This is a genomic window from Arabiibacter massiliensis (genome assembly GCF_902386925.1).
GTDB classification, from domain to species: Bacteria; Actinomycetota; Coriobacteriia; order Coriobacteriales; family Eggerthellaceae; genus Arabiibacter; species Arabiibacter massiliensis.
In genome coordinates this window covers 3221357-3234113 of the sequence record NZ_LR698996.1, presented here as the reverse complement: position 1 = coordinate 3234113, position 12757 = coordinate 3221357, and the positions used below count along the sequence as shown (strand labels likewise).

Genomic DNA, 12757 nt, shown 5'->3' with positions numbered 1-12757 from the left:
GGCACGGGGGGCGGGGATCGACCAGGTTACGCCAGGCGGGCGGTGCGCAGGCTGTCGAGCCATTCGGCCAGCTCGCCCACGCCCTCGCCCGTGCGGGCGCTCGTCACGAAGATCTCCAGGCTGGGATTCAACGCCCGCGCGCGCTCCTTCAGCGCCTCGAGGTCGAAGTCGGGGTTGAGCGACAGGTAGTCGCTCTTCGTCACGATGAGGGCGTCCACCACGGCGAACATGGGCGGGTACTTCATCACCTTGTCCCAGCCCTCGGGGACGGAGAGCAGCATCACGCGCGCGTGCGCGCCGGTGTCGAACTCGGCCGGGCACACGAGGTTGCCGATGTTCTCCAAGAACATCCAGTCGAACGACGCGCCCTCGAAGGCCTCCCAGGCCATCTCCACCATGCCCATCTCCACGTGGCACACGCCGCGCGTGTTGAGCTCGACCGACGCGACGCCGGCCTCCTTGACCTTGAGGGCGTCCACGTCGCTCTCAAGGTCGGCCTCGATCACGCCCACCTCGCCCGCGCCCCGGCGGCGCAGCTCCTCGATGAGCGCCAGAAGCAGCGTCGTCTTGCCCGCGCCCGGCGACGCCATCACGTCCACAAAGAACGTGCCGTCCTCGCGCCGCGCGGCGCGGAAGGCGTCGGCCGCCTCGTCGTTGGCGGCCAGGATGCTGCGCTTCACCTCGATGACGCGCGTTTCCTCCATAGGGAACCTCCTCGATCCGATGCGCCGGCGCCGCCCGTTCGAGCAGGCGCCGGCACGGCTTTCCCGTAGCTCCATAGTAACGGTCTTCGAGGCCTCGGGCGATTCATTATAGGAATGGCCCTATGCGAATCTCGCGATTGCCGCCCCGGCCGCTGCCGGCTAGAACTTGAACGCGCCGGCCTCGGTGCCGCGGCCCACGAGGTTGTGCTCGAAGCGGAAGGCCGCCTTGAGGTTGTAGTCATCCTCGAGCTGATGCGGCATCTCGAGGATCTCGTCGTCGGGGCGCTTGTGCAACTTGCGCGCGCCCTGCGGGCAGACGTAGGCGCACTGGCCGCAGCGCTGGCACAGGTGGTCGGTCACCTTCGGCGAGCCGCCCTCGCCGTCCATCGTGATGGCCTCCATCGGGCAGCGGTTGGCGCAGGTGCCGCACTTGATGCAGTCACTGAAGCTGACCTCGAGCGTGTAGTGCGTGCGCCCGATGAACGCGGACTGCTTCTGCAGCTCCTCCCAGCCGCCGAGCGCCTCGGCACCGGCCGCCCACTGCGCCGTGATGCCGCAGATCTTCGGGTTGCACTGGCACACCCACGCGTGCTCCTTGCCGTACAGGCAGTGCAGGATGAAGCCGTCGTCGCGCGACTTCTGCAGGATCTCGAGCGCCTCCTCCTGCGTGATGCGGCGGCCGAGGCCGAGCGACACCAGGTACTCGGCGTCGTCGCCCATCGCGAAGCACGTCTCGATGCGGTCGCCGTTGGAGTCGCGGAAGTCGCCCTGGTCGCCGCGCATGAAGTCCTCGAACGTAGGGAAGCTCTCGCCCTTCTCGTGGCACTCCATCACGTAGGGGTAGTAGCGGCACGAGCACGGCTGCACGGCGATGTAGTCGTGGTCCTTGATGACGGTCTCGATGTCGTCGTAGGCCAGAAGCTCGCTCTCCTCGGCCATGACCTCCTTGTTCAAGGGCACCGAGTAGAACACCGGCGTGCCGGCGTAGGCGTGGTCCTCCGCCAGGCCCTCGCCGCCGAGCGGCCAATCGAAGCTATCCGGGTCGGCGTAGTACTCGTCGCAGTAGCTGTAGGTGTTGACGCCCTCGGCGTAGCCCGGGATGTTGTAGGTGATGCCCTCGGTGCGCGTGCGGTACGGCAGGTAGCCGGCCTTGCTGAACAGCTCGCACAGCTCCTTGCACTCCTCGTAGGTGCGGTCCTTGCCGGCCTTCTGCGACTGATGGTAGAACTCGTTGGCCGTGAATTCGACGCCCCACGGCATGTCGAGGTAGGCCTCCACCTGCTCCTCGGTGAACAGCTTCATCGGGCGCTTGAACATGGTGTCGTTCAGGCCCTCGCCGCAGCCGAAGCCGTGCGAGTGGATGAGCGCGCGCATCTTGACGTAGGGGACAGGGACGACCGAACCGTCCTCGTTGACCCACTCGACCTGGGAATCCACGTACTCCTTGCGGCGGCGGTTGAGCTCCTCGAGCGGCATGGTGGAGCCGCCGAGCTTGGCGATGTGCTCGGGTGTGCCGCGCCAGACGGTGCCGTCGGAAAGGACGACCTCCGCACCGTCGCCCGTGACGGCGGGGGCGGCAGCGGGCGCCTCGGCCGCGTTGGCCTCGCCGGCGACCTTGACCGCCTCGTTCGCCTTCGGCGCGCACCCGGCCATCGCGCCCATGGCGCCGACAGCGCCCATGGCACCCATCGCCCCGAGGAAGTTCCTTCTAGTGATCCCCTTCATCTGCCTTCTCCTTCTCTCTCCGGATCCCTTGGTATTTCTCGCAGATGGCCCAGCCGGGCCACAAGCTCGCTTGGAAATGACGCTTCTCTAACCCGCGTTCACGAGCGGGGCGTCTTTGACTATCTGTATGTCGTTGATCATGAACTCCATACCCGTATGAAGCTGGTAGTCGCGCTCGACCCCGCACTGCGGACACTTCCATGTGGACGAGTCGCGCACATTTATAGGAAAGACGGCGGCGCACTGGTTGCAGCGCACCGCGTAGGGCGTGCGGTTGACGACGAGCTCCGCGCGCTCGGCCACGGTGCCGCGCGCCAGGAACGCGAACAGCCCCTGCATGAAGCTCTCGACGACGTCGCGGCCCTCGCCGATGGTGAGATGAACCGCCGTCACTTCCCTCGCGCCGATGACTTCCGCGTGCTCGAGCACCGCGTCGACCACCCCGTGCACCAATGCCATCTCATGCATGTCCGGCTCCTCCCCTGCGTCATGCCGCGTCCCGTCGTTGCGGCTCGCATGATGCGCTCCGGGCGAAGATGGGAGAAGAACCTTGACGGGCGTATTTGGGAATACCCATTTGGGCGTAGTCCCCATCAGGCCCGATAGGGAACAATGGATCAGCTATGCGGGCGAGGAGGGGCCGGGGGAGCTAGGCTTCGTCGTCGGAGGCGAGCTGCATGAGCTCCTTGTAGGAGTGGATGCCACACTTCTTGTAGATGGAGCTGATGCGCGACTTGATGGTCCAGGGGCTGAGGTACATCGCGGCCGCTATCTGCTCGCGGTTCAGGCCCTGGAGCAGGCGGTTGAGCACCTCGGACTCACCGGCGCTCAGGCCGTACTTCTGCGCCATGCGCTCTCGCTGCAAGGCGATGTTGGCCTCGTAGCCCTCGTTCTCGGGGAGCTTCTCAAGCGCGAACACGGCGGCGGCGCTCGAGCGGCTCGGGAGAAACGGGATGGCGGAAAGCACGGCCCATATGGACGCGATGGCGACGAGCCACCAGGCTGTCTGCCCGCCCACCATCGTATGCACCAGCCAGAAGAGCGCACCCGCAACGCAGATGACGCCCACGAACGTCGCGTAGTTGGTCGAGAACACGTCGGCCAGGGGCTGCCCCTCCTCGCAGCAGATGTCGATGGAGAAGACGATAACCGATATCTCCCCTACCATCATGAGCGCGCTGCAGAGGGGGTAGAACAGGGCGGGCGCCGCTTCAAAGAGGAGTGGAAGCGCGACGAGCACCGCGCCGCACGCGACGATGGAAAGCCTGATGAACATGCCGAACTTCACGCCGCCTTGCGCATGGCCCGCCTGCATGGCCACGGCGATGGCGAACAGCAGGACGAACGATACGAACATGCTAACGACGGTCTGCGCAGACCAGCCACCGCCGAACAAAAGCAGACTGCCGGCCTGGGCGATTCCCCATGAGAAGCCCAGACACACGAGCACCGAGACGGAGTGGATGGTGAGGCGGTAGCCTTTCGCATCCCCGTCGGCCTTGGGCGCGGACTGCTCGGACGGACGGAAGAAGGCCACCTGAATTAGGGCCGACCCCACCGAGCACACCGCCATGGAGCAGAGAGTACACGTACGGAACCCCGTCGAGGAAGGAAACCAAGCCCATGGCGACGACGCTGAGCGCGTAGCACGGAACGAACGCGGCGATGAAGCCCAAACGGTCGCAGGTTCGACTGAGGTCGAGGAACTGCCCGACCCAGAACAGGAGGGGCTGCGCGTAGATCGCGCCAACGAGCAGGGAGAGCACGCCCCGGACGGCGGTGCCGGTCTGCACGTCGATGGCGGCCAGGACAGGCTGGGCCGCCCAGCACAAGAGGGCGGTCGCGATGTACGCGAGCGCGCCGGCCACCTGCCCTCGCCTCTGGTCGCCCTGGCGGGCGGCGAGCTTCATCCCCAGGCACCCCAGCGCCGTTCCCAGCATGAACGAAGTCTGCACGAGCAGGATGGAGTCCCACGAGAAGTCGTGCCCGGTGGGTCCAGAGACGAACCCGAGCGGCCCGCCGCCGTACGTGACCACGAACAGCCCGAAGCCGAGCCACAGAAGCACCCGCTTGTTCGCGCCATGCTCGGCAACCGCCGTGAAATCCATGCCGCTCCCCCGTCCCCCGCCGCGTCCGGTTTTCGCCCGATTGTAGCACACGGCGGCAGCCGGAGAGCGCGTGCACCGACGCATGGGAGGTTGGGCTGAAGCGTTTGTACTGCGATCCTCGTCATGCCGTCCCCGCGCGGATGCGGGATTGGGTAGCGCACGCGCCCGGCTCCCGCCTTCGGCGCCGGCCTCGCCTTGCCAGTGCGCCTGATTCGCCGATTTCTGAGCGAAAATTGCGGTAGAGGGACATGAACGACCGTCCGGAACGAGCTTTCGGTGCCTGAGCGCGGATCATCGAAACCCACCTCCTCGCCGACCTGCGAAAACGCCGGGGCCGTTTTCCAAGCGCACCGCAAAGCGAAACTTTACCGCAAATTCTGCTCAGAAATCGGCGATTCCAGTGCGCGGCGACCCGCCGCAAACTTCTTCCGGTTGCAGCAGATGTCCCGATTTCTGGCCAGAATTTTCGATATATGTACCGTGCGGGGCTCATTCCGAAGGATCCGTCCACATAATCCCAGGTCAGGAAGATCGCCGCGTCTGAGATTCGCGAAAAACTTGCCGTCCTCCCTGCCTCGCGTACATATTTCGAAAATTCTGGCCAGAAATCGGCCAATCCGCTGTTAAACCAAGATTGACATGCCGCAGATCAACCCGCATCTTGTCATCCTGAGCGGAGCGCGAAGCGCGGAGTCGAAGGATCCCGTGCGGCGCCAGCAGGAGGACTTCCAGTTGACACCGCGCGGGATCCTTCGACTCGCTTCGCTCGCTCAGGATGACAAGATGCGGCATGTCAATCTTGGTTTAACAGCGGATCGGCCAATCCTCGCGTCGAAGCGGCCTCACCCCCCCCCCGCTTCCTGACGGGGCGGCGACGGGACGTCGACGGTTCGCATAAACGGACGCCCCGCCTCATCCTTGCGCCTACAATCGTGCGCACGGGCCCGGACGCGGCCCGCTGCCACGTTTGGAAGGAGCACTGCCGTGAAAGGAAACCAAGAACTCATCGACGCGCTGAACGACCTGCTCGCCAGCGAGCTGACCGCCATCAACCAGTACATGGTGCACGCCGAGATGTGCGAGGACTGGGGCTACGGGAAGCTGCACGAGAGCTTCGAGCAGCGGGCCATCACCGAGATGCGCCATGCCGAGAAGCTCATCGAGCGCATCCTGTTTCTGGAGGGCACGCCCATCGTGTCGAACCTTAACGAGATCCGCATCGGCGCCGAGGTGCCCCAGCAGGTGGACAACGACCACGCGCTCGAGCTGGACACCGTGCGCGACTACAACCAGGCCATCGTGCTGGCCGGGCAGGTGCTCGACTACGCCACGCGCGACGTGCTGCAAGAGATCCTGAACGACGAGGACCAGCACGTCGACGAACTGGAGGAGCTACAGGACCAGATAGAGCAGATGTCGCTGCCCACGTTCCTCTCCACGCAAAGCTAGGCACTTCGGCGGCCGCGCGCCTCATCCTGTGCGCTTTACCGGGATAAAGTGCACGGCCGCTTGGTTTTTGTTGACAATGGCTCTCGACGAAGCGCACTATAGTATGTTGTGACAAATTCGCCGGCGGGAGGTTCGCGCATCCCGCCGCGCTTCATCTCGAAGGAGCCGCCATGCGCCAGATCCACTGCCTCAACAACATCTCCAGCCACGGAACCGACCTGCTCACCGACGACTACCAGCTGGTGGACGACGCCTCGCAGGCCGACGGCATCCTGGTGCGCAGCGCCGCCATGCACGACATGGAGTTCGGCTCCGAGCTGCGCGCCATCGCGCGTGCGGGCGCGGGCGTGAACAACATCCCGCTCGACCGCTGCGCCGAGGCGGGCATCGTGGTGTTCAACACCCCCGGTGCCAACGCCAACGCCGTGAAGGAGCTGGTCATCTGCGCTATGCTGCTGGCAAGCCGCGGCATTGTGGCGGGCATCGAGTGGTGCCGCGCCAACGCCGACTCCCCCACCATCGCCAAGGACGTGGAGAAGGCGAAGAAGCAGTTCGCCGGCGGCGAGATAAAGGGTAAGAAGCTGGGCGTCATCGGCCTGGGCGCCATCGGCGCCGAGGTGGCCAACGTGGCCATCGACCTAGGCATGGACGTGTACGGCTACGACCCGTTCGTGTCGGTGGGCGCGGCGTGGCGCCTGTCGAGCGCCGTGCACCACGCGACGAACCTCGACGACGTGCTGCGCGACTGCGATTTCATCACCATCCACGTGCCCGCCATGGACAAGACCAAGGGCATGATCGACGAGCGCGCCTGCTCGCTTATGAAGGACGGCGCGGTGTTCCTGAACTTCTCGCGCGACACGCTGGTGAACGACGAGGCCATGGCCGCCGCGCTGGCGTCGGGCAAGGTGCGCGCCTACATCACCGACTTCGCGAACCCCGCCGTCATGCAGATGGAGGGCGCCGTGGTGCTGCCGCATCTGGGCGCGTCCACCGAGGAGGCCGAGGACAACTGCGCCGCCATGGCCGTGCGCGAGCTCATGGACTACCTGGAGAACGGCAACATCATGAACTCCGTGAACTACCCCGCCTGCGACATGGGGCCGGTGCCCGAGGGCCTGCGCCGCGTGGCCGTGCTGCACGCCAACGTGCCCAACGCCATCGCCCAGATCACGAACGTGTTCGGCGACGCGGGCGTGAACATCGAGAACATGGCGAACAAGTCGCGCGGCGACAGCGCCTACACCCTGCTGGACGTGGACGCCGGCACGCCGGGGCATCCCGACGATGCCATCGAGCGCCTGAAGGCCATCGAGGGCGTCCGCCGCGTCCGCGTGGTGAAGTAGCCGCAGGCACGAAGCGAATCGAAGGCCCCCGCGCGCGCTGGCGCTCGGGGGCCTTTCTCATGCCGTATCTCCGTCGGCGCACAATGATTTTCGCTCCGAAAACATGCCTCGTGCGCTGAGGCGTGTTTTCGGAGCGAAAATGGGACTTTCAGGCGAGAAGCTTCTCCAAGTAGTTCGCCGGAGTGATCGTGGGAACCTCGTTCCCTTCGAAATCCTTCCCGTTGCGCGTCACGATGTAGCTGAGGTTCGCCCTGCGCGCGGCCTCCGCCACAACCGCGTCCTCGTAATCGCCGATCTTCGAATTCGCCGCCAGAAGGCATTCGCCGAAACCCACCTCGACGACCGACAGGGAATCGAGCAGGATGTTCACCACCTGCAAGCTGCGCTTCTTGTCGTGGTACACGTAGCGGTTCGCCAGGTAGAAGATATCGGCGAGCGTGCTGCCGGAAAGATACAGATGCGCCTTGCCCTGCGCGGCGAGGAAAAGCAGGTTGCGAGCGTCGGCCGCCCACTCTCCGCGATCGGCCAACGCATCGATGACGACGTTCGTGTCTAGGAGAGCTTCCATTTCTCCTCCGCCCTGATCGCGCGGGCGTCATCCACCGTCACATCCTTGGGAAGAATGCCGAAGAGCGACTCCATGGCCCGGACGCGGTCGGCGAACGGACTGCAAAGCTTCGCCACTGCACGGCCGTTCTTGCTGATGAGGATGTCCTCGCTTTGGGCCAGTTCGAGATAATGACCGAGATTCGACTTGAGCTCGGTCGCAGTCACCACCATATGCCGCCCCCATATCGTACGATACCATTCCTCATATCGTACGATATAATAGCATACTTCGCACGATCGGTCACCCCTGCTGAATGACGTCGAGCATGCTCTGGCGGTCGTACACTCCCAGCTTGCGATAGATACTGCCCACGTGATGTCGCGCCGTGCTCTCCGCGATGCACAGCTCCTTGCAGATGAAGGGCACGTTCCTGCCGCTCGCCAACAGCTCGAACACCTCCGTCTCGCGCGCAGTCAGGCCGAAGCCGCCGGCCAACGCGCGGCAGCGCTCCGACAGGTCGTCCCCCGCCCACGGCGCGACCTCGATGCGGTAGAACCGCTGCAGATCCGCCTGCGTGAACACGAGCGTGCCCGCGACCACGACGAGCACGGCGGCGGCCAACAGCGGCGCCTGGCTGTCCGGAGCCATCAGGCCCGCGTCCGCCAACACGCTGCCGATCGTCAACCCGAAGACGGTGGCGATCCTCAGCGCGATGATCGAGCAGGCGAAATAGAGCGCGACGGGGCGCTTCGCCCGGAACGCGAGATCGGCGGAGACGAGCATGACCGTCATGTCGAGGCAGTACCCGCCCGCGATGACAAGCCCATCGCCCCAGAACATGGACGCGGGCGGGAGCACGGCGAGGAGCATGACCCCTACGGAAACGGCGGGCGTGATGGGGCGGTACACCGCCGCAGGGTCGACGGCGGATCGGCCGAGGAGGGCGTGCAGCGTCAAGGCCGCGAACACGATGGTCGCCACGATGAAATCGCCGCGCGCCGCGCCCAGGGCCGCAACGCGCGAGAAGCACGATACCGCCAGCCCGTATGCCATGCCCGCCGCGGCGACCGCGATCACCGCCTTCATCGCCAGGCGGCGGTCCACGACGAACGCCGCGCGCGAGGGGGACCGGCGCGTCTCGCTCTCCGAGGAGCGCAGCACGATGCTCGACGCCGCCGGCAGCAGGCACAGGGCGATGGCGGCCGCAGGTTGCGGTAGCGCCTGCACCGCGAAGAACAGGATGAATGCGAACGCGTACGACGAGAACAGGTACTGTATGACGCGCTCGGTCGCAAGGCTCGACCACAGCTCGACCCACATCACAAGCAGAAGCGCGTTGCCGAAAGCAGCCGCGCACAGCGAGATCGCGAAGGCGACGATGCCGGCAGCCGGAACCAACAGCACCCCGGACGCAAGGCAGAGCGCCGTTCCGCCGGAACACAGAAGGCCCGCAAGCGCCAACGCGCCCCTCTTCTCGATGAGCGGGCCCCTCGTCCGCGCATACAGCGCCAGCAAGCCGAAGCCGACGGATGTGAGCACCAGCGTCCAGGAGCCCAGGCTCATGCCGAGAAAGCGATCCGTGCGGGGCAGCACCAGCGGCGTGCACAGCACGAGCATCCACCACGCCTGCCAAAACCCCAATCCGAGCAGCCTCGGGGAAAACGACGTGCGCTCTCCCGAAGCCTCCCCTTGTCTCTTCTCTCCCATTTCGAACTCCTCCTCCCTTGCATCCAACATACCACAAGACGGGTTTTTCGACTGCCGCGCGGCATGGCAGGAAACCTTCCATATTGGGCAGAACGCATGATTCGGCAGGTTTCACACGCTGTGCGGCCCGCACGAGGAGCATATGCTCGCGACAGCGGTCAGGGAACCGCCGCGCGTCGGAATCCGAACCTCCGGCGCGGAGCAGATCGGACAACAAGGAGGAATCATGACGAAGAACAAGCTCACAAGGCGCTCGTTTCTCGGACTCGGCGCTGCGGCCACCATCGCGGGCGCGGCGGGACTGGCCGGCTGCGCGCCGGCGGCAGCACCGGCGCAATCCCAGCCGACCGCCTCAGGCGCAACCGCATCGGACGGCCAGCCCGAGGCCATGGGCTTCGGCGGCGGCCAGGGACCCACGTCCATGGGATACGGCCGCATCCAGAACCCGTCGTTCATGACGCCGCCCGAGCCTCTTTCCGAGGGCGACGCCGCCGAGGTCCAGGAGGCCGACGTGATCATCCTCGGCGCCGGCAACGCGGGATGCGCGGCGGCCGCGTCGTGCGCCGACAAGGGGCTTTCGGCCATCGTGCTAGAGAAGCTCGCGACGGTGCAGGGGCGCGGCGGCGGCATAGGCCTGTGCAACACCAAGTTCACCAAGTCCCACGGCGAGTCCATCGGAGTCGACCTCATGGTGAACATCCCCGAGGCGCAGCACCGCTGGATCCGCAGCTGCGGGAGCCGCGTGAACGAGGCGCTCGTGTCGCTGTGGTTCAACAAGTCGGGCGAGGCGGGCGACTGGCTCATCGACAAGGCCGCCGAGTACGGCGTGGAGCCCGACTCGTTCCGCGCCTACGCGCCGAAGGCCATCATCCCCGAATCGTTCTCGTACCACCAGTTCCATAAGACCGACGCCACCCCCGAGTGGCCGGCCGAATGCAGCTACTTCCAGGCAACGAACGTGCTCTACGTCGACTCCCAGGACGCGAGCAAGCACGACAAGCCGGCCACGTACCTCTTCGAGACGACGGCGACCCAGCTGCTCAAGGAAGGCGACAAGGTCACCGGCGTGTTCGCCACGGACAAGGACGGCGAGGTGCTGCTGTTCAAGGCGGCCAAGGGCGTGGTCATCGCCACGGGCGGCATCCACGACGATCCCGAGATGGTGGACTACTACTGCGAGGAGAACGTCCATCACGTCCTGGAATGCCAGAACACGCCGGTGGGCTACTCCACGGGCGACGGCATCAAGATGGGCCTGTGGGCAGGCGGCGCCGTGCAGGACGGCCCCTTCCCCCTCATGCTGCATCCCCAGGCAGGCTTGCAGTTCCACGGCGCGTTCATGTTCCTCAACATGGAAGGCGAGCGCTTCATGAACGAGGCCACCTGGGTGCAGGGCAAGTCGATGAACGTCATGCACCAGACCGACGACATCGCCTGGTCCATCTTCGACGCGGACTTCGCCGAGCAGAACGTCAAGACGCTCGAGGCCACGGGCGGCGGCGGCATGTTCTGGGACACCATGGGCGGCAACGTAGGCGATCCGTTCGTCGCGCAGGATTACACCGACTTCGTGAATAAGGGGCTCGAGGCCGACGACGGCAAGGTGTTCAAATGCGACACCCTCGATGAGCTGGCCGAGAAGACCGGCATCCCCGCCGACAAGCTGAAGGCCTCGGTCGAACGGTACAACGAGCTGGTGACGGCCGGCAGCGACGAGGACTTCCATAAGCAGCCCGACTGCCTGTTCCCCGTGGCCAAGGCGCCGTTCTACGCGGCGAAGGTGGGCGTGGCGCTGCTTGCCATCGTGGGCGGCCTCAAGATCAACACCGACCTGCAGGTGCTCACCGCCGAGCGCAAGCCCATCGAGGGCCTGTACGCCATCGGCAACGCCTCGGGCGACATCTACTCCATCGACTACCCTATCAATATGGCGGGCAACTCGAACGGACGAGCCCTCACCTGGGGATACTTGATCGGCGATATCCTTTCCAAGTAGCAGAGCCCGCGGTTACACGCGGCCAGCAAGCCCATCCGGCGCGCCGTCCGACCTCCCTCCCCGGACGGCGCGCACCATTTCGCAGGCGGATTGTCGACCGAAACGCACGCCACAGGCTGCTGTAGCGTGTGTTTCGGTCGACAATCCGCTTTTTGGAACGCGCGTTACGGGCGCAGCACGCGGAGGGCGGCGGGCTCGACGGACACGTCGAAGATGCGGGCGTCTATGTGCTCGCCGTCCATCTGGGCGGGCGGGGCCTCGTCGAACTCCACGTGCAGCGCGGTGGCGCGGCGCAGCTCCATCTGCTTGAACCCGGTGTGCCCGCCCGATTTCGCACGCAAGAAGATGTAGAGGGCCCGTGCCACGCCCACCGGCGGGTGCGCCACGCACACGTCCAGCAGGCCGTCGTCCACGCGCGCGTCGGGGCATATCTTGAAGCCGCCGCCGTAGTAGGGGCCCACCTGCACGGCGAACATGATGGAATCGGCCTGAACCGGCTCGCCGCCGTCGAACGAGGCCGTGTAGCGGCGCGTCTCCAGGTGGTGGAGCAGCTGGTTCACGCCGGCCTCCGCGTAGAGCGCGGTGCCGGTGCGGCCCGTGCGCACGCGACGCTCCATCGTGTCGAGCGCGATGGCCGCGTCCAGGCCGAACGAGAGCGTCTCCACGAACCACTGGCCGTTCACGCACCCCACGTCCGTCGGCAGCGCCTCGGCCGCGAGCAGCTGAGCGCACGCCTCGTCCACCTTCTCCGAGACGCCCAGCGTACGCGCGTAGTCGTTACCGGAGCCCACCGGCACGATGCCGAACACGGGGCGCTCGGCGGCAGGCCGGCGCATGAGACCGTTCGCCACCTCGTGGATGACGCCGTCGCCGCCGAGCGCGATCACGGCCCCGCAGCCCTCGGCGCGCTCGGCTATCTCGGAGGCGTGGCGAGGCCCGGCCGTGCGCGCGAGCACCACGGCATCCTCCCCCAGCTGCGCGCGCAGAAGCGCCGCCGCTCGGTCGGCCGCCGGCCCCCCGTTGCCATTCTGCGCCGCCGGGTTGGCAATGAGCAGGACCTTCCCCAAACCCTCAGCCATGCGCGCCTCCTTAGATTCCCATGAGAAGTATTCGTATGAGAATCTTATAGGTCGCACGGGAAAATGCAAGTCCGGGCGGCCGAAGCGAAGGCG

12 protein-coding genes are annotated in these 12757 nt (G+C 65.9%); 3 read left to right on the top strand and 9 right to left on the bottom strand.

Going from position 1 to position 12757, the window contains the following annotated elements:
* Nucleotides 1-26 precede the first annotated feature (26 nt).
* The 5 genes from hypB to FX134_RS14655 all read right to left on the bottom strand — a co-directional run bounded on the left by hypB (nt 27) and on the right by FX134_RS14655 (nt 4537).
* Complete coding sequence (gene hypB / locus FX134_RS13820; RefSeq protein WP_080803221.1) at nt 27-704, bottom strand: hydrogenase nickel incorporation protein HypB; 678 nt, start codon at nt 702-704, stop codon at nt 27-29.
* Between the two features lie 159 nt (nt 705-863).
* Nucleotides 864-2429, bottom strand: a complete 1566-nt coding sequence (locus FX134_RS14900) for a twin-arginine translocation signal domain-containing protein (protein ID WP_080803219.1) — start codon at nt 2427-2429, stop codon at nt 864-866.
* 87 nt (nt 2430-2516) lie between these two features.
* The gene (locus FX134_RS13810) at nt 2517-2897 is read right to left on the bottom strand and encodes a hydrogenase maturation nickel metallochaperone HypA/HybF (RefSeq protein ID WP_172623501.1); all 381 of its coding nucleotides are present in this window, start codon (nt 2895-2897) and stop codon (nt 2517-2519) included.
* A 181-nt stretch (nt 2898-3078) separates the two neighbouring features.
* Complete coding sequence (locus FX134_RS13805) at nt 3079-3786, bottom strand: helix-turn-helix transcriptional regulator (RefSeq protein WP_172623500.1); 708 nt, start codon at nt 3784-3786, stop codon at nt 3079-3081.
* A gap of 1 nt (nt 3787) precedes the next feature.
* Entirely contained in the window at nt 3788-4537 is a 750-nt protein-coding gene (locus FX134_RS14655; protein WP_172623499.1) for a hypothetical protein, read from the bottom strand.
* A 984-nt stretch (nt 4538-5521) separates the two neighbouring features.
* On the opposite strand from FX134_RS14655, the gene bfr reads away from it, so the two are divergent.
* A complete protein-coding gene (gene bfr, locus FX134_RS13800; protein WP_080803207.1) occupies nt 5522-5986 on the top strand; it encodes a bacterioferritin in 465 nt (154 codons plus the stop codon).
* A gap of 170 nt (nt 5987-6156) precedes the next feature.
* The gene (locus FX134_RS13795) at nt 6157-7332 is read left to right on the top strand and encodes a phosphoglycerate dehydrogenase (protein WP_080803203.1); all 1176 of its coding nucleotides are present in this window, start codon (nt 6157-6159) and stop codon (nt 7330-7332) included.
* Nucleotides 7333-7480: 148 nt separating this feature from the next.
* Here the strand turns inward: FX134_RS13795 and FX134_RS13790 are convergent, their stop codons facing one another.
* From FX134_RS13790 to FX134_RS13780, 3 genes are all read right to left on the bottom strand, one after another.
* Nucleotides 7481-7900, bottom strand: a complete 420-nt coding sequence (locus tag FX134_RS13790) for a type II toxin-antitoxin system VapC family toxin (RefSeq protein ID WP_080803200.1) — start codon at nt 7898-7900, stop codon at nt 7481-7483.
* Nucleotides 7885-8112, bottom strand: a complete 228-nt coding sequence (locus FX134_RS13785) for a type II toxin-antitoxin system Phd/YefM family antitoxin (protein ID WP_080803197.1) — start codon at nt 8110-8112, stop codon at nt 7885-7887. The genes FX134_RS13790 and FX134_RS13785 overlap by 16 nt, the downstream gene beginning before the upstream one ends.
* 70 nt (nt 8113-8182) lie before the next feature.
* Nucleotides 8183-9589, bottom strand: coding sequence for a helix-turn-helix transcriptional regulator (locus FX134_RS13780; protein WP_143412212.1), 1407 nt, complete (start codon nt 9587-9589; stop codon nt 8183-8185).
* Nucleotides 9590-9815: 226 nt separating this feature from the next.
* Between FX134_RS13780 and FX134_RS13775 the strand changes: the two genes are divergently transcribed.
* Nucleotides 9816-11585: an FAD-dependent oxidoreductase gene (locus FX134_RS13775; RefSeq protein ID WP_172623498.1), complete on the top strand. Its 1770-nt coding sequence runs from the start codon at nt 9816-9818 to the stop codon at nt 11583-11585.
* 164 nt (nt 11586-11749) lie between these two features.
* On the opposite strand, the gene FX134_RS13770 is transcribed toward FX134_RS13775, so the two are convergent.
* Complete coding sequence (locus tag FX134_RS13770; protein ID WP_080803190.1) at nt 11750-12664, bottom strand: diacylglycerol/lipid kinase family protein; 915 nt, start codon at nt 12662-12664, stop codon at nt 11750-11752.
* Nucleotides 12665-12757: the final 93 nt, after the last annotated feature.